The following is an 18,276-nucleotide window of genomic DNA, read 5'->3' on the forward strand; positions in this document are numbered from 1 at the left end:
TGGTTTAAGAACAGAAACCTGCCGGGAACAGATCCGCATTACTGCCGCAGGACGCGCTCCAGCTTACGCCGGTGGCGGCAGTGCCTGATGCAGTGAGGGTGTAGCTGATTTTATCCAGGCTGCCTTTGCCGGTGACGGTAATGGCACCAGCTTTCACTGCGGTGGATTTCACATATTTTTGCGTGGTGACATCAGCCATATCGCCTTGAATGCCGTTTTTGCCACCGGTGCAGTTCTCTGTACCGCCGGTGTTGTAAATGCAGAGTTCCACTTCGGAACGAAGCGGCGCAGAGGCTTGCAATAATTCGGAAACTGCCGCTTTTTTGGTGTAATTTTGATAAGATGGCACGGCTACGGTGGCGAGAATGGCGACGATAGCAATAACGATCATTAATTCGATTAACGTAAACCCTTTTTTAACGGATTTCAGCGAAATAAACGCGGATTGAATTTTCATAAAAATACCTTTGTTAATTAAATATAAAATGCACCGAATTCGGCGCGGGCATTTTGGCTTAGGCGAAAAACACCGTGAAATTCCACCGCACTTTTTTGGGATCCGTATCGCAAAAATAACATCTTATGACGGAAAAACAGTTACACATTCAAGACGGGTGGTTGCTTAATGAAAGACGGGTGCTTTCTCCACACTGTGATCAACGCCCCGATCCGCAGGATATTTCCCTGTTGATTATTCACTACATCAGCCTGCCACCCGAACAGTTCGGTGGTGGTTATATCGATGATTTCTTTCAGGGGAAATTGGATCCGCTGACGCATCCGTATTTTCAGGAAATCAGCCCGTTGCGGGTGTCGGCACATTGTTTGATTGAGCGCACGGGGCGCATTACGCAATATGTGAATTTTAACGACCGCGCGTGGCACGCGGGCTTATCCTGCTTTGAAGGGCGGGAAAAATGCAATGATTTTGCCATCGGTATTGAATTGGAAGGCAGCAACGAGCAGCCGTTTACCGATTGGCAATATGCGGCTTTACAAGCTTTAACGCGGGAAATTATGCGGGCATATCCGCGCATTACCAAAGAACGCATTGTGGGGCATTGTGATGTGTCGCCGGGGCGTAAAATCGATCCGGGGCAATATTTTGATTGGCAGCGTTATTTGCAGGCTATTTAAATTGAACAATAAATGTACAGTACAAAGCGGCATTTTTCATTAACAGAAAAGTGCCGTTTGTTTTTTAGCAAGTTAATGATGAATAAGTGAAATTTTTTTACGCTTTGCACTCCAAAAGGAGTTTCGGCAATTTATCTCAAGTTATACCTTGGCTAAAACACAATTTTATCCACAGAAATACTGGATAACTCACAGTTCGGTTAAAAATACGGCAAAGAGGATTTTCTGAAAAATCCGTTGCTTATTTGCTAAACAGGCGTTGTGCAAAAAATATCAAGAAAACCAAATGGAGTGGGTAACTGATTATTTTTGCTGAAGATTTAAACAGAGATGACTTGGCGGCTTTGCCGTTGTGGGGCAAGAAAAAATAATGTCGGATTATTTTGCGGTTTTCCGAAAGTTATACACAAGGTTATGCACATCATGCGGTGAAAAAATATGGCTACTTTTACTTGCGCCTTAGGAGTCGTCGGCAAAACCGGCGTTTAAAATTCTTTGGATTTTTTGACCGCACTTTATAACTTTTTAATCTATCACATAGCCTTTATTTCTTTTTCAAGGGGAAAAATTCCCAGTAATATGCGCGGGAAATTTTTTACATTGTTTTATTTTATAGGAGTTTAGCATGTCAGTGTTTCCCATTCACACCATCGAAACCGCACCGGAAGCTGCAAAAGAGGCATTAAAAGCCGTACAAAATGCCAATGGTTTTATTCCGAATTTAATCGGTGTATTAGCCAATGCACCGACCGCATTAGAAACCTATCGTACCGTAGGCGGCATCAACGGGCGTAATAGCTTAACACCGACAGAACGTGAAGTGGTTCAAATTACGGCGGCGGTGGTAAATGGTTGCGGTTTCTGTGTGGCAGGACATACCAAAATCGCCTTAAAACTGTTAAAGCTTGAAGAAGACTTGGTGAACCAAATTCGTGCTACGGCGCGCATTGAGCAGGATGCAAAACTGGATACCCTTGCCCGCTTCACCTTGGCGGTGATTCTGCAAAAAGCAAAACTTACGCCGGCGCAGCAACAAGCATTTTATGATGCGGGTTATACCAAAGAAAATGCCATTGATGTGGTATTGGGCGTTAGCTTGGCGACCTTGTGTAACTATGTGAATAATCTGGCGGATACGCCGATTAATCCGGAATTACAGCCTTTCGCTTAATTTTTCATTTTTGTGTTATCAGGGCAGTCTTCGTCTTAATAGACTGCCTTTTTAATGCGCACTTCATTACATTTTGGTTAAAAATACCCCATTAAGAAAAAGAGGAATAATATGCAGCATCGGGATCTCTATCCACATGAAATTTTACAGGATGTCATTGACAAAAGTTATGCGAAATCGTTGGGCAGCTTGAAAACACTCGCCATTTTAAGTTTTTTAGGGGGCGGTTATGTGAGTTTCGGTTATATGGCGTATTTGAAGGTCGTCAGCGGCATTCCGGCTGAGTGGAGCGGTTTGGCGACGTTGTTAGGCGCGGCGGTTTTCCCCATTTGCTTAATTTGTATTCTCATCGGCGGCGGTGAATTGGCGACGGGAAACATGATGATGGCGTTAGGACGGCTGAGCAAACAGGTAAGTTTTAAAAAATTATTGCGTAACTGGGTGATTGTGAGCCTTGGCAATCTTGCGGGTGCGCTGTTTATGGCTTACTTTTTAGGGCATTATGTGGGCTTGGCGGAAGGGGCGGCGGCAAGTAAAACCATTGCCATCGCAGAAGCCAAAATTCACATGGATTTCTCCCGTGCGTTTATTTCCGCCATCGCCTGTAACTGGATGGTGTGCATGGGCATTTGGTTCTATTTCGGGGCGAAGCAAACATCCGGGCGTATTCTTGCTATGTGGTTCCCGGTGATGATCTTTGTGCTGATCGGATTACAACACTTTGTCGCAAATATGTTCATTATTCCGGCAGGGATTTTTGCCGGTGCGAATGTCACCTGGGGCGAATTTTTCTTAAATATGATTCCGGTTTTCTTAGGCAATGTCACCGGCGGTGCGGCGTTTGTGGGCGCGTCTTATCTTTATGCGTATCGTCACTTGCTTAAAGAGGATTATCAAATTTAACGCCGAAAAGTGCGGTTGGATTTTACGGCGTTTTTTAATAAAAATAGGGAATCATGTGGATTCCCTATTTCGTTTATTTAATTAATTCCACCGGCACTTTCACCACCAGTTTTTTGATTTTTGCTGATTTACCGTTTACGTTACAGCAAGGTTTATGCGGCTCGTAAGGATAGAAGACCGCAAACATATTCGGCACTAAGGTGATGGTGCTTTTATTGTCGATCTCCGGTGTCAGTTGGTAATCATCATCTTCGTGATAGGCTTCGTATTTACTTAGGTCAGGATACGTCGCGCCCACTTCAATATTTTCTACGCCGCGAATTAATACCTGCACATCCAAATACTTATGATGTAATTCCGCTTTTTTGCTATCGGCTTCGGCAAGTTCGGGTTCCATCACGTTCATGTAAATTTCATCGGTAATATCATGACGACCAACGTCTAGTTTTTCTAAATCCAAACTTTTTAAATACTCGCAGGCTTCGGCGATAACTTGAGGCAAACCGAGTTTAAAATCGGCGCGGGTTAAATCTCCAATTAACATAATTATTTCTCCTTTTTGTTTTAAAAACTGGAGTGATTTTATCATTAACCTTATTTTTCAGGTAGTCATAAATAGGAATTACGCAAAAAAATTACCCATCAAAGCAAAAGCCTAGTATAATGGCGCGGTTTTATTTTCTGAATTAGCGTGCGGCTAACAAAAGTGATTTTCCGCGTCGTAGCCAATGAAAGTGCGGTCGGTTTTAAGATTATTTTTGCTAGTCGCAAATTGGAAAATAAAACATCGTTATTTTTATTTTCAAAAAGGACAACATTGTGAATCCAATTGTTAAACAATTTAAATACGGTCAACATACCGTCACTTTAGAAACCGGCGCCATCGCCCGCCAGGCAACGGCAGCTGTCATGGCAAGCATGGACGATACCACCGTATTCGTCACCGTGGTTGCGAAAAAAGATGTAAAAGAAGGGCAGGATTTCTTCCCGTTAACCGTTAACTATCAAGAACGTACTTATGCCGCCGGTCGTATCCCGGGCGGTTTCTTCAAACGCGAAGGGCGTCCGTCCGAAGGCGAAACCTTAATTGCCCGCTTAATCGACCGTCCGATTCGTCCGTTATTCCCTGAAGGTTTCTTTAACGAAATTCAAGTGGTTGCCACCGTGGTTTCCGTCAATCCGCAAATCAGCCCGGATTTAGTGGCGATGATCGGTGCGTCCGCCGCGTTATCCTTATCCGGCGTGCCGTTTAACGGTCCGATCGGTGCAGCGCGTGTCGGTTTTATTAACGGTCAATTCGTGTTAAACCCGACCATGAACGAGCAAAAACAAAGCCGCTTGGATTTAGTGGTGGCGGGTACCGATAAAGCCGTGTTAATGGTGGAATCAGAAGCGGATATCTTAACTGAAGAACAAATGTTGGCGGCGGTGGTTTACGGTCACCAGCAACAACAAGTGGTCATTGAAGCCATCAAAGAATTGGTTGCCGAAGCGGGTAAACCGCGTTGGGATTGGGTTGCGCCTGAGCCGAATACGGATTTAATCAATAAAGTCAAAGCATTGGCTGAAACCCGTTTAGGCGAAGCCTACCGTATCACCGAAAAACAATCCCGTTATGAGCAAATCGACGCCATTAAAGCGGATGTCATTGCGAAAGTTACGGCGGAAGACGAAGAAGTCAGCGAAGGCAAAATCGTCGATATTTTCACCGCACTTGAAAGCCAAATCGTGCGTGGACGTATCATTGCCGGCGAACCGCGTATCGACGGACGTACTGTTGACACTGTGCGTGCATTGGATATTTGCACCGGTGTCTTACCGCGCACCCACGGTTCCGCGATTTTCACCCGTGGTGAAACGCAAGCCTTGGCAGTCGCTACTTTAGGTACGGAACGCGATGCACAAATTATTGATGAATTGACCGGCGAACGTTCTGATCACTTCTTATTCCACTATAACTTCCCTCCATACTCTGTGGGTGAAACCGGCATGATCGGCTCACCAAAACGTCGTGAAATCGGTCACGGCCGTTTGGCAAAACGCGGTGTGGCGGCAGTGATGCCAACCTTGGCAGAATTCCCGTATGTGGTTCGTGTGGTATCTGAAATCACCGAATCTAACGGTTCTTCTTCTATGGCTTCCGTGTGTGGCGCTTCTCTTGCCTTAATGGATGCAGGTGTGCCGATTAAAGCGGCAGTAGCAGGTATCGCTATGGGCTTGGTAAAAGAAGACGACAAGTTTGTGGTACTTTCCGATATTTTGGGTGACGAAGACCACTTAGGTGATATGGACTTCAAAGTTGCCGGTACCCGTGAAGGTGTGACTGCGTTGCAAATGGATATTAAAATTGAAGGTATCACTGCAGAAATCATGCAAATCGCATTAAATCAAGCGAAAAGCGCCCGTATGCACATTCTTGGGGTGATGGAACAGGCGATTCCGGCGCCGCGTGCGGATATTTCCGATTTCGCACCGCGTATTTACACTATGAAGATTGATCCGAAGAAAATCAAAGATGTGATCGGTAAAGGTGGCGCGGTCATTCGTGCATTAACCGAAGAAACCGGTACATCCATCGATATTGATGACGACGGTACGGTGAAAATCGCTGCAGTAGATAAAAACGCGGTGCAGGATGTGATGGCACGTATCGAAGACATCACTGCCGAAGTAGAAGCCGGTGCGGTTTACAAAGGTAAAGTTACCCGTTTGGCGGACTTCGGTGCATTCGTAGCAATCGTCGGTAATAAAGAAGGCTTGGTTCACATTTCGCAGATTGCCGAAGAACGAGTGGAAAAAGTCAGCGATTACCTGCAAGTAGGGCAAGAAGTGATGGTGAAAGTGGTGGAAATCGATCGTCAAGGTCGTATCCGTTTAACCATGAAAGATCTTGCGCCTAAACAAGATGCTGTTCAACAACCTTCTGATGACGTTGTCGAACAGGAATAATCTCACTTAGGATTAATGTTACGGTGCGCTGTGCCGTAACATTTATTTTTCAACAAGCAAACCTATGCTTAAGGCTGATAAGAAATGACACAACGTCGGTTGTTTAATTTCGCGGTGTTCCTATCCGGTTTATTTTTTATTCTGCTGTTATCCGGCTGTGTCGGATCAAATCAAAGCTTTGTATCAAAAAATCACATAGTGTTAGCCGATCAAAATCCGAGTCAACATTTCGAACAGGAAGTGATGATTGTTCGGATTAGCCAAGTTTTGCTGGTTGGAAAAATGAGTAATGAAGAACGCGCCTCCCTCCATTTTGAACGGGGTGTGCTGTACGATAGTTTGGGGCTTTGGGCTTTAGCGCGTTATGACTTTACTCAAGCTCTTGCGCTGCAACCGAAAATGACGGCAGTGTATAACTATCTGGGGCTTTATTTATTACTTGATGAAGATTACGACGGGGCTTTGGAAGCGTTTAATGCGGTACTTACCTTAGATCCCGAGTATGAGTACACGATGTTAAATCGTGCGTTGGATTTCTATTATGTGGGGCGTTACAACCTTGCTCAACAGGATTTTCTGGGCTTTTATCAACGCAATAAATCCGATCCCTACCGTGTCTTGTGGCTGTATCTGAATGAATTGAAATTCAAACCTGCTGAAGCACAAAAAAATCTGGCTCAACGTGCCGTTGGGCTTTCTCATGATTACTGGGGTACCTACATTGTCCAATACTATTTGGGCAAATTGTCAGTTCGTGAATTACAGGCTAAAGCACAGCAGTTTGCCACGCAAACTTCGACGCAATATGCGGAAATTCTGACTGAAACCTACTTTTATCTAGCAAAACAAAAACTCAATATGGGACAAGTTGATGAGGCGGAGACCTTATTCAAACTGGCTATTGCAAATCAGGTGTATAACTTTGTGGAGTATCGTTTTGCGGTGTTTGAGCTATTGAAATTAGGACAACAGGCTCAAACGGAATAGCGGTGAGCGCGACTCAACCGACGACGCGTTGTAAGACGCAAAACGACGTACATAATGATTAACCTGAAAGCTGTTATTGAGCTTTCCTTTTATACAATTCGAGTATTTTTAATGACTGAAACTAAATTGACTTTCGCGGATTTAGGCTTGCCTGAATTCATCCTTAATGCTGTTTCCGATCTTGGTTTTGAAACACCTTCCCCGATTCAACAAATTTGCATACCGCACTTATTGGAAGGGCGTGATGTTTTGGGTATGGCGCAAACCGGTAGCGGCAAAACCGCCGCATTTGCTTTACCGATTCTGGCGAAAATTGACCCGAACGAAAAACACCCGCAATTATTGGTTATGGCGCCGACCCGTGAATTGGCGATTCAGGTTGCCGATGCCTGCGAACATTTCATGAAATATGCCAAAGGCATTAACATCGTGACCTTATACGGCGGTCAACGCTACGACATTCAATTACGCGCATTAAAGCAGGGCGCACAAGTGGTTGTTGGCACGCCGGGGCGTATTCTGGATCACATTCGTCGCGGCACATTAAACCTTGCCGAACTCAAAGCTATCGTATTGGACGAAGCGGACGAAATGTTGCGCATGGGCTTTATTGAAGACGTGGAAACCGTCATGGCGGAATTACCGGAAAATCACCAAACCGCCTTATTCTCCGCCACGATGCCGGAACCGATTCGCCGTATTACCAAGCGTTTCATGAACGATCCGCAGGAAATCAAAATCAAAGCGACTCAACAAAGCGCACCGGATATTGCGCAAAGTTGTTGGTATGTGCACGGTTTCCGCAAAAATGACGCACTACTGCGTTTCTTGGAAGTGGAAGATTTTGACGCAGCGATTATTTTTACCCGCACCAAAACAGGCACCTTGGATATAACCGAATTATTGGAAAAACACGGTTTCCGTGCTGCCGCGCTAAATGGCGATATGACTCAACAATTACGCGAACAAACTTTAGAGCGTTTGCGTAGCGGCAGTTTGGATATTGTGGTGGCAACGGATGTCGCCGCGCGCGGGATTGATATTGAGCGTATTAGCCTGGTGGTGAACTACGATATCCCGTTGGATGCCGAATCCTATGTGCATCGTATCGGCCGTACCGGTCGCGCAGGGCGTTCAGGGCGTGCCTTATTGTTCGTGGAACCGCGTGAACGTCGCTTATTGCGTAACGTCGAACAACTCATCAAGAAAAATATCGATGAAGTGGAATTGCCGAATCACGAGGTATTACAAGCCTGTCGTCGTAAAAAATTCAAAGAGAGAATCACCGCGCAACTGGAACACCACGATTTAGAACTTTACCGCGAATTGCTGGAAGATCTGTTTACTGCCGATCAATCGCAGGAAGACATTGCCGCAGCGATGATGATGTTGCTACAAGGCAAACAAAAACTTATTCTTCCGCCAGATCCGATTGTCGAGAAAAAAGCCCGTCGTGATCGTGGGGAACGAGGTGATCGTCGCGAAAACCCGCGTTCATCCGAACGTCGCGGAGAGCGCAAAGGCTACGGTAATCCGCAACCGATGGATTTATATCGTATTGAAGTGGGACGTGGCGACGGCGTGGAAGTGCGTCATATCGTGGGTGCCATTGCCAATGAAGGCGATATTAATAGCCGTTATATCGGTCATATTAAACTGTATGATGATTATTCCACTATCGAATTGCCACAAGGTATGCCGAAAGAATTGTTACAACAATTCGGCAAAACCCGCGTCTTGAACAAGCAAATGCGTATGTCTTTCATCGGTGAAGCCAAGGGCGAACGTGGTGATGATAGTTTCGGTGCCAAACGTCGTGGCGGACGTTTTGAAGAAAAAGGCTTCAAAGGCGATCGCAAATTTAAAGAAAAATCTCACCGCACTTTTAAAGAAAAACGTGAGTTCAGAAGATAATTCGGGCGACCGCACCAAAAAGTGCGGTTGTTTTTTCAGGTGAATTTACGGCTTATCAAATGATAAGCCGTTTTTTATGGTTACAGATCCGTACCTTTAATGTCACGGGTATAAACTTTATCCGCAACGTCTTGGATTTCTTCTGCCATACGGTTCGCCAGAATCACATCGGCGCGTTGTTTGAAATCCTTTAAATCGGTGACCACTTCCGAGCCAAAAAAGTCTTTTTCAGCATATTCAGGCTCATAAATAATCACATTCACGCCGGCTTTTTTGATGCGTTTAATGACGCATTGAATACTGGAACTGCGGAAGTTATCGGAACCGTGCTTCATGGTTAAGCGGTGCACGCCTACCACCGACGGTTTTCTTCTGAGCACTTCATCGGCGATGAAATCTTTGCGTACCGAGTTAGATTTAACAATGGCGCTAATCAAGGTTTGCGGAATATCTTTGTAGTTTGCCAACAGTTGCTTGGTATCTTTTGGCAGGCAATAACCGCCGTAACCGAAAGACAGGTTGTTGTAATGCGTGCCTATGCGCGGATCGAGGGATACCCCTTCAATAATTTCAGCAGTGTTGAAGCCATGGGTGGCAGCAAACGTATCCAATTCGTTGAAGAACGCGACCCGTAGCGCAAGGTACGAATTTGCAAATAATTTGATGGACTCCGCCTCGTTGGCATGGGTTAAAAGAATCGGTGTGTCGGGGCGTAAACTGCAATCCCGTAACATTTCGGCAAATTTTTGAGCAGCTTCACTCTGATCGCCTACCACGATTCTGAACGGATATAAATTGTCATGTAAGGCACGACTTTCACGCAGAAATTCCGGTGAAAAGATAATCCTCTCTGTGTTCAACTCATTGCGCATTTTGTGTGTAAAGCCGATAGGAATAGTGGATTTGATCACCAAATAGGCGTTGGCATTTTGTGCCATTGCTTGTTTTAACACGGCTTCTACTGAGCTTGTGTCGAAATAATCATTTTCCGGATCGTAGTCCGTCGGGGTGGCGATAATCACATATTCGGCATCGTGATAAGCTTCTGACGCATCCACGGTGGCGTGTAGGTTTAAAGGTTTATTGGCTAAATAGTCGCTGATTTCCACATCCTGAATGGGTGAACGCTTGGCGTTAATCAGCGCGGTCTTTTCCGGCGACACATCCAATAAGGTGACTTTATGCTTTTGTGCAAGTAAAACGGCGTTGGATAGTCCCACATAACCTGCGCCGACGACGGTAATTCTCATACATTACTCCTTAAATCTTTCCTAAAAGTCCTTTTATTTATTTTGCTAAACGCATTTCGCAAATCGTAAGCAGTTGTTCTGTGGTGTGTTTACGATCTGCAAATTGTGTACTCAGATAAATATGACGTGCTAAAGAGAGTGTCGTATAAATCGCGACATTTTCTTTTGTTGTGGTTTCATAGGTTAAAAATGTGGTCAGAAATGCATCTTGATGTTGTTGTAATGCGTGGACATCACCATACTGACGTAGGGCGAATTCCTGAATATGCGCCAGATAGTTGCCTGCATCCAGCGCAGCATCGCCCGAGCAAAGTAAATCAAGATCCAACAGCACCATGTTGCCCGGTTGACCGTAGCGTTCCATAATCTGATCCTGATAGAAATCCCGGTGTATGGAAACTAACGGCGTGTCGGTTAATTGTGCTGCCAAAGTTTCGCAGCCGCTCAGCACTTCGGCGATACGCTGTGATAAATGAGGCAGTAGCGTTTGCGCCTGTAGTAAGCGTTCGTGCAGCACCTCTAATTCCTGCCGAACGGTCCAAACAGGTAGTGCCAAATCTTGCGCTACTTGGCTATGATGTAACGCACTGAGGGCATGGGCGACGGATTCACCTAAAAAAGCCAAACGTTCATTGCCTTGGAAAAGTAAATTGCCGACACTTTGCCCGTTAATTTTTCGCTGCAACCAAGTGTGTTGTTCCGCAAGTTTGCCTAACGGCTCGGCGACGCTGATTTTTGCCTCATCGTTAAAACCCGCATCCCACAAGGCTTGTTGCACGTTTAATGAACGTTTATCCAAGCCTTTAAATCGGTATTTGCCGATAATATATGCCTCTCCCGCTTCTGTGCGAATCACATAGTCTATCAACGCACGGCGTTGTGGTTTGTAGCGACGCAACGTTGCTTTTTGCAGCAGACCTTGTTCGGCTTTCGGCAATACCGACATCAGCAAATGTTGCATTTGTTGCGCATCGGTTAGCATCTCAAGCATCGGATCCAATGGGGCGGCGGTGATTGAAGGCGGATTATCCGCAAATAGATTTTCCCCTTTATTTAATAGACCCTCCACCCGTTGCAAGAGTTGCAAGGATTGTTGCTTCCATTGTGGCGAACGTTTACGGAACGGCTCGGTGGCTAAACGTAGCAAGGCTGCGGCAGTGAAGAAGCGCAAACCGCTTAAGTCAGTATCGGTAAGGGATTGATAATGTTGCAGGAAGGTTTCCAGCAACACATTTGTCTGCCAATGGGGCAACACACCTTCGATGACCTGCAATTCCAAACGCGCCTGAAAGGTCGCCAAATCCATCAACGGATTGCCTTGAGTCGCGCGATCCCAATCTAAAATAGCGCATTGATGCTGATCGTTTTGAATCACCTGATCCAATGAAAAGTCGCCGTGAATGAATGCAAGCTGTTCCGGCTGATGTTTCAGTGCCGTTTGAGTTTGTATCGCTAATCGGGAAAACCATTCGCCATATTCGGGCAATATCACCCGAAATGTGTTGAACACACCCTGAATTGCTTTAATTTCATGCAGGGTTGTATAGCGCATCGGGTGCTGATACGCCGTGCGATGAACCTGTGCAAGAGCCTTGGCAACAAGGCGAATGCTGTCTTCCAGCGGGTAAAAACCTTCTTCCGGGCATAAACAATGCCCTTCTTGCCAGTCAGTCACAAGGGTGCAAATAGCGCCGTCCACACCAAGTAATCGCATATTACCCAGTGCCGCACCAAATGTTGCACCGGTCAGGACTCTGCCGAAATCTTTCGGGTTGGAACAACGAATCAGCGCAATGGGGTGTTGATTTAACGTCATCTTCGCGACTAAACGGCGTTCCGGCTTATAGCGTAAAATGTGAATTTCTGCTTTTTCCGCATCGCTTTCGGACAGGTTGCACAAGGTCAGTAAATGACGGCGCGACTTGGCGTCAACCAGCCAGTCGAGATGGCGAATGCCGCGATCGTAAGCGGGGTGTTGCAACAGAATACATTGCTCAAAAAGGGCGAGGGGCGCATGAGGATCCTTTGCTTGCACTAATGCCTGCCGTTTCGGATTATGCCAGGATTGGGTAAAACGTTCGGCGGTCAGTGCCTTGGCGAAATAATATTGCGTCGTGCCGTCGGCGAATTGCACCTGTAATGTGCAGGCGCAGCTGTTTGCCTGTTTGTAACGCAAATATTTAACCTGAATTTCGACCGCACTTTTCAGGCGCGGAAGCCGTTGCAGTTCCGTCAGCAGTAAATCCGCGTCCAATAACAGCGCCAAACCGGGTAGGGCAGTATCGCGCGCAATGAGTTGTTTATCCGCATGAGTCAACATTGTCTATCCTTGTATGAATCTGCTAACTAAGTTGCATTTTCCACCAATTAGCGTAATTTCCACCTTTTGCCAGTAATTGTGCATGGCTACCTTGCTCTTCCACAATGCCGTTATTGACGAAAATAATGCGGTCGGTTCTGGCGGCAAGTGCCAAATCATGGGTGATCATCAGCGTGGTGCGTCCCAACATGAGGTTTTCCAGAGCGGCAATTACATAGGTTTCGTTTTCCTGATCCAAGCCTACCGTCGGTTCATCCAAAATCAACACCGCACTTTGGTTCATTGCCGCGCGGGCAATGGCGATACGTTGTCGCTGACCGCCCGATAAGGAACCGCCGCGTTCGCTTAGAATGGTGTCGTAACCTTGCGGTAACGCGCTGATGAACTCGTGCGCGTTGGCGAGTTTTGCCGCTTCAATAATGTTTTCCTCGGTAACGTGCTCCGGATCGTTAATGGCGCCTAAGGCAATGTTTTCACGTACCGTTAAGCCAAATAGCAGATTATCCTGCGGCACAATGGCGATTTGTGAGCGCAGGCTGGCGATGGTGTAGTCCTGAATGTTGACGTCATCAAGGCGCACTTCGCCGCTTTTAGGCTCATAGAGTCTGAGTAATAAGCTGGTCAGGGTCGATTTCCCCGCGCCGGAAGGACCGACAATGGCGACTTTTTCACCGGGTTTGATGGTAAAGTCGATGTCATTGAGCACAGATGGATTTTCCCCGTTATCGGTTTCATAAGCGAAATTGACGTGATCAAACTGAATTTTGCCTAATGGTTTAGCAAGCACCAAGGCGTTCGGTTTGTCCTTAATTTCCGGTTCTTCATCAAGTAAATTAACCACACGTTCTCCCGCCGCCAAAGCTTTGGAAAGGCGACCGGCATATTTGGCGTATTCCCGCACCGGACGGAAAGAATTGTTTAAATAAGACATGAAAATAATGAGATCGCCGGTGCTCATGCCGCCGTTTAACACAGAGTGGGCGCCGTTGAGTAAAACTAATGCGGTAATTACGGCAACAATCACATCCACCCGACGTTCCAATCCGGCAGAAAGACGTTTGGATTGTACGTTTTGTTGACGGCTGGCGGCATCATCGCCGGCAAAGCTGCGGATGGTTTCGTCTTCTAGGGAAAGTGATTGTACGGTGCGAATAGAAGCGATGTATTCCGCTGCTTTGGAGGCAAGGGAGCCTTCCCGCTTGCGTTGCGCGCGACTCACTTCGTGAATTTTGCGGCTGGCACGGGTGGTGCTCCACCACATCAGCGGAATTGCCAACAAGGCGACGGAGGTGAGTTGCCAGTTCAAATACAGCATCATGCCGAACATCCCCAGCAAGATGAAAATGTTGGCAAGCATTGGCATGAGGGCGGTAATCACCGCTTCGCGTAACATTCCGATGTCGTTAATCAGGCGCATGGTGAGGTCCCCTGTTCTCGCCTTCGAGTGAAAACTTAAAGATAACCGTTGTAAGTGGGCGAATAAGTCGTTGCGCACACGACTGAGGATCCGACTGCCCGCCAAAGCGAGACCGACTGTACTGAAATAACTTGTCGCTGCCGTTAATAACGCAATAACAATGACCGCCGCCGCGCAGCCCCATAATAACTGGGTCATATCTAACGAGGCGAGCAAGGTATCGATGATGCCATGTTGTTTCGTCGTATGCTTCGTGGTTTCAGGCGTCAACACATGATCCACCACAAACGCCAGCGGCAACGGTTTTAATAAACGCATTGCAGTGGTAAGCAAGAGGGCGATTAAAGCGCCACTCACCAGCATACGTTCCGGGCGAATATAGTTTTTCAGTCGATAAGCAACCGACCACCAGGCGTTCTTACTCATGCTATATGCTCCTGCTTACAATCCTATCCACGGCGTTGGCAATCACGGGCAATATGTAAAATGCGATCAACCACAGCCAACCAGCTATGATGTTGTTCGGCGGTTGCACGTGCGTTTGCACCGAGTTGTTGCGCTTCGGAAGGATTATCTAATAATCGGGCAATGCCTTCAGCCATGTTTTGCGGATTGTCGGCTTCTACTAAAATGCCGTTGTAGCCGTTTTCAATGACAGTGCTCAAATGTCCCACTTGAGTGGCGATAATCGGTAGGCCCGCCGCCATGTATTCGTAGATTTTTAACGGAGAGAAATAAAATCCGTCCAGATTCGGGTAAGGGGCAACGGCAATATCCATGCGCGCCAGCCATTCCGGCACCTGTTCGGGAGCGACTGCACCGGTGAAATGCACAAATTCCGATAAGCCTTGTTGGGCGATTTCTTCGCTTAAGGCGGCATGTTGCGGACCGTCTCCGACAATTAACAAATTGAGGGGATAACCGCGTCGGCGCAATAAAGACCATGCCTGCACCAAACCCGATACGCCGTGCCAAGGTTTTAGCGTGCCTAAAAATCCCAATACCGGTGTGGCAACATAATCGCTTGGGCGATGCAGGAATTTTTCTGCATTTTGGCTTGCCGCTGATGCAAAACGGGCAAGATCAACGCCGTTGGCGATAACATGTACACGTCCTTTCGCTGAGGCAAAGGTTTCCAAATAATCCTTCACGCCGGGGGATACCGCCACCATGGCATCGGCATGAGAAAAGACAAATTCGGCAATGTCTTGTGCCTGAGCTTCAAGGGGGAGCTCTCGGTGTTTTTTCTGTTCTTCGATTAGCGGCGCATTGACTTCTAAAATACCGACGCATTGATGTTTGCGGGCAAACGCCATGCCGGCATTGCTCCATAAAGAATAACGCTCGTAAACGAGGTCAAAATCACCCGCACTTTCCAATAGTTTTTCCACTTGGGTATTGGCGGCAAGGGCTGCTGCGGCACGTTCCTGTTGAGAATCATTCGGCAGTTCGGGTAATTTGTGAATGTCGATTTGGCGTAACTCAGGTGGCGTTTCACCGCCTAAACGTTGGGCAAATAACACCACCTCTGCACCGCGTTGTAACATGCCTTTAATGACTTCCTGCACGTGTACTGATGCACCTTTGGTTCCAAATACCGGGATACCCGGATCTGCACAAATATAGGCTACTCGCATAATTTTTCCTTTTTCTTTGCAAGTGGGGTTTAACGAGGTAATGAATCGGTTTCACGTTGAGAGATTGCCGCCGCAAAAAAACGTCTTAGTTCGGCGGCGTTACGATCTTCATCGTATTCCCGCTCAATGAGTGCCCGTGCGCTGTGTGAAAGCTGTTGCCCCAGCGCATCGTCATTCAATAAACGGGTGATGGCATCGGCAAGTGCGGTCGGATTTTGTGGCGGAATGCATAGACCGGTTACTTCGTCTTGTACCAGTTCAGGAATGCCTGCCACCTGTGTGGAAATCACCGGTGTTCCCAGTGCCATAGATTCCAGTAATACAGTCGGTAAGCCATCGCGGTCGCCATCTTCACTGATGACACAAGGCGCGACCATCATTTTGGCTTGGCTTACTAATTGAATGATGTTGGGTTGCGGCATTGGACCGACCATACGAATCATATCCTGAATGCCTAATCGCTCAATTTGTGCCTCCAGCGCTTCCCGTAAAGTGCCGTCGCCAACCAAAGTACAGTAGGCTGAAACACCACGTTGTTTCAAAATAGCCAAGGCATCCAATAATACATTAAAGCCTTTTTTCGCCACTAAACGCCCAACGGCGAGGATATGAGGTTCCCGTTGTTGGCACGGTTGATAAGGGAATTTGCGCAAATCCATTCCGTTGTAAATTCTGACCGCACTTTTGGCGTCTGCGCCATATTGTTCACGCAAATAGGCGAGGTTGTAATCGGAGACGGTAACGGTTGTCGTAGCATCACGCATTTTGCGATCAAGTGCGGTGGAATTTTCGTATGAAAAATAAATATCTTTGGCGTGCGCGGTGAAGCTGTAAGTGATGTCGGCAAAAATTGCCGCCTGTCTTGCCACGGTGGTTGCCTGCGTGCCGAAGTGGGCATGTAAATGTTGTATGCCGCGTTTGCGAATGGCTAAGGCAAGCAAAATACTTTGCCCGATTTCATGCACGTTGCCTTGTGCTAAAGGTAATTTTTCGGCAAAGCGAGGTAATTCCTGAAAACCTTGCTGAATCAAGTCCCAGAAAGTTTCAGCGGTACGCTGTTTGTCCTGTAAGCGGGTGACCGGCGCGCGTACTTGCGAAATGCCGTCCTGAAAATGGGTTTCCATGACCGGTCCAAGGGCAAATATATCAATTTTCGTGCCTGCCCGTTCGTGAGCTAAAATTTCATTTACCACAAAGGTTTCCGAAAAGCGGGGATAGCGTTTTAACACATAACCGATATACATTGGATGGAGTGCTTCTGGGGGTGTTTGAGTATTCATAATTAACCTGCCGGTATTGTTGATTTTTATGCGCGGGAAAACTATCGCGCCACCATGTCCTGAATTTGGCTCACGACATTATCTAAGCCGTCAAAATTCAGAACATCACGGGCGTTGAGTAAAGGTTTTTGTTCTCTCATCCAATGGGTAAGCGCATCGGCGTTGAGAGAATCAGGGTGTAAACAATCAATCACGCCCATTTCCGCCAGGCGGGAGGCTCGGATCCATTGTTCTTTGCGTGGTGTAATACGTGGCACAATAAGCGCCCGCTTATTCAATGACAGAATTTCCGTAGTGGTGTTATATCCGCCCATGGATAAAATACATTCCGCGTGCTGCATGAGTTTGAGCGGTTCGGTAACAAAGTCCAGCACCTGGATTTCCGGTCGTTGCAGCTGCATTTCGTGGAGTTGTTGACGCTGTTCTTCCGGCATTAATGCGCCGGTGATCAATAAACCGTGCCAGCCGTTCGGTAGGTTTGCCTGCATAAAGGCTTTGGCAAGTTGGAAGCCATCTTGTCCGCCACCGACGACACAAAGGGCATAAGGTGATTTTATTGAAGGTAAGGTATCCGAATGATATTCACGCCTGCGCCTTTGATCCAAATAGCCCATGTAACGCATTTTTTCCGCAATATCGGCGGTGAACGGGTATTCTTTTGTGAAGTCAAATAAGCGTGAATCGCCGTAGATCCAAATATCGGAGAAATACAGACGAATAATTTCCAGATTTTGTAATTTATTCCATTGTTGGCAAACGGCGTCCGGCTCATCAATAATATCGCGTAAGCCTAAAACGATGCGCACGCCTTTATTCGCCAACACCGGCAATACGTTATCCAATTCGTTCATCGCGCCACGCGGTACGTTGTCGATGACCACAATATGCGGCTCGAACGCGTCCAGTGCGGCATGAATAATTTGTCTTCGGATGTTTACCAGACGTTCCGTGTCCGTGCCCAAAGAACGGGGAATATATTGTCCCTGAGGGGTTTTGAAATAAGTGGGGAGCGTGACTGAATCGGCGCCTTTCGGCAATTTGAATGCGCCCGACTCCCGCACGCCGGAAAGTAATAACACTTCCGCCTCGGGGTAGGCTTGTAAAACGGATTGCGCCAATAACATATTACGACGAATATGCCCAAGCCCCATGGTATCATGAGAATAAAAGGCAATTCGCACAGGTTGTGAAAGATGAAGCGGTGCTGATGTGTTTCGCATAGCAGGCCTGTCTCCGAGTAAATAAATGTTCCAAAAAAATCATAAATAGCAAAGTTGCTGATAAGACAAAGAAAAAATTTTTTAGTTCACA

At 46.8% G+C, this 18,276-nt stretch carries 14 protein-coding genes; 6 read left to right on the forward strand and 8 right to left on the reverse strand.

The features are described 5' to 3' along the window. Nucleotides 1–4 precede the first annotated feature (4 nt). On the reverse strand, nucleotides 5–457 hold the full coding sequence (locus DK430_RS04130; protein ID WP_109077843.1) for a pilin: 453 nt from the start codon (nucleotides 455–457) through the stop codon (nucleotides 5–7). Nucleotides 458–582: 125 nt separating this feature from the next. Between DK430_RS04130 and ampD the strand changes: the two genes are divergently transcribed. The 3 genes from ampD (at nucleotide 583) to DK430_RS04145 (ending at nucleotide 3,211) form a co-directional block, all read left to right on the forward strand. Further along, nucleotides 583–1,137 carry a 1,6-anhydro-N-acetylmuramyl-L-alanine amidase AmpD gene (gene ampD, locus DK430_RS04135; protein WP_109077844.1) on the forward strand — a complete coding sequence of 185 codons (555 nt, stop codon included), beginning with the start codon at nucleotides 583–585 and terminating at the stop codon, nucleotides 1,135–1,137. A gap of 625 nt (nucleotides 1,138–1,762) precedes the next feature. Next, a complete protein-coding gene (locus DK430_RS04140) occupies nucleotides 1,763–2,308 on the forward strand; it encodes a carboxymuconolactone decarboxylase family protein (protein ID WP_109077845.1) in 546 nt (181 codons plus the stop codon). A 111-nt stretch (nucleotides 2,309–2,419) separates the two neighbouring features. After that, nucleotides 2,420–3,211, forward strand: a complete 792-nt coding sequence (locus tag DK430_RS04145) for a formate/nitrite transporter family protein (RefSeq protein ID WP_109077846.1) — start codon at nucleotides 2,420–2,422, stop codon at nucleotides 3,209–3,211. Between the two features lie 73 nt (nucleotides 3,212–3,284). Here the strand turns inward: DK430_RS04145 and nanQ are convergent, their stop codons facing one another. Then, a complete protein-coding gene (gene nanQ / locus DK430_RS04150; protein ID WP_109077847.1) occupies nucleotides 3,285–3,755 on the reverse strand; it encodes an N-acetylneuraminate anomerase in 471 nt (156 codons plus the stop codon). Between the two features lie 275 nt (nucleotides 3,756–4,030). Here nanQ and pnp point away from each other — a divergent pair, with 275 nt between their 5' ends. The 3 genes from pnp (at nucleotide 4,031) to DK430_RS04165 (ending at nucleotide 9,061) form a co-directional block, all read left to right on the forward strand. Then, the gene (gene pnp, locus DK430_RS04155; RefSeq protein WP_109077848.1) at nucleotides 4,031–6,160 is read left to right on the forward strand and encodes a polyribonucleotide nucleotidyltransferase; all 2,130 of its coding nucleotides are present in this window, start codon (nucleotides 4,031–4,033) and stop codon (nucleotides 6,158–6,160) included. Between the two features lie 84 nt (nucleotides 6,161–6,244). Further along, nucleotides 6,245–7,147, forward strand: coding sequence for a lipoprotein NlpI (nlpI, locus tag DK430_RS04160; RefSeq protein WP_109077849.1), 903 nt, complete (start codon nucleotides 6,245–6,247; stop codon nucleotides 7,145–7,147). 111 nt (nucleotides 7,148–7,258) lie between these two features. Continuing rightward, nucleotides 7,259–9,061: a DEAD/DEAH box helicase gene (locus DK430_RS04165; protein ID WP_109077900.1), complete on the forward strand. Its 1,803-nt coding sequence runs from the start codon at nucleotides 7,259–7,261 to the stop codon at nucleotides 9,059–9,061. 80 nt (nucleotides 9,062–9,141) lie between these two features. Here the strand turns inward: DK430_RS04165 and DK430_RS04170 are convergent, their stop codons facing one another. From DK430_RS04170 to DK430_RS04195, 6 genes are read right to left on the reverse strand one after another with little or no spacing between them, the layout of a single operon-like run. After that, complete coding sequence (locus tag DK430_RS04170; RefSeq protein ID WP_109077850.1) at nucleotides 9,142–10,311, reverse strand: nucleotide sugar dehydrogenase; 1,170 nt, start codon at nucleotides 10,309–10,311, stop codon at nucleotides 9,142–9,144. 37 nt (nucleotides 10,312–10,348) lie between these two features. Further along, on the reverse strand, nucleotides 10,349–12,631 hold the full coding sequence (locus tag DK430_RS04175; RefSeq protein ID WP_109077851.1) for a phosphotransferase family protein: 2,283 nt from the start codon (nucleotides 12,629–12,631) through the stop codon (nucleotides 10,349–10,351). Between the two features lie 22 nt (nucleotides 12,632–12,653). After that, the gene (locus DK430_RS04180) at nucleotides 12,654–14,474 is read right to left on the reverse strand and encodes an ABC transporter ATP-binding protein (RefSeq protein WP_109077852.1); all 1,821 of its coding nucleotides are present in this window, start codon (nucleotides 14,472–14,474) and stop codon (nucleotides 12,654–12,656) included. A 23-nt stretch (nucleotides 14,475–14,497) separates the two neighbouring features. After that, nucleotides 14,498–15,685, reverse strand: a complete 1,188-nt coding sequence (locus DK430_RS04185) for a glycosyltransferase family 4 protein (protein ID WP_109077853.1) — start codon at nucleotides 15,683–15,685, stop codon at nucleotides 14,498–14,500. A gap of 29 nt (nucleotides 15,686–15,714) precedes the next feature. Further along, nucleotides 15,715–16,965: a glycosyltransferase family 4 protein gene (locus tag DK430_RS04190; RefSeq protein ID WP_109077854.1), complete on the reverse strand. Its 1,251-nt coding sequence runs from the start codon at nucleotides 16,963–16,965 to the stop codon at nucleotides 15,715–15,717. 41 nt (nucleotides 16,966–17,006) lie between these two features. Next, nucleotides 17,007–18,185: a glycosyltransferase family protein gene (locus tag DK430_RS04195; RefSeq protein WP_239496782.1), complete on the reverse strand. Its 1,179-nt coding sequence runs from the start codon at nucleotides 18,183–18,185 to the stop codon at nucleotides 17,007–17,009. Between the last annotated feature and the right edge of the window lie 91 nt (nucleotides 18,186–18,276).

This window comes from Aggregatibacter kilianii, assembly GCF_003129965.1.
Classification (GTDB): domain Bacteria; phylum Pseudomonadota; class Gammaproteobacteria; order Enterobacterales; family Pasteurellaceae; genus Aggregatibacter; species Aggregatibacter kilianii_A.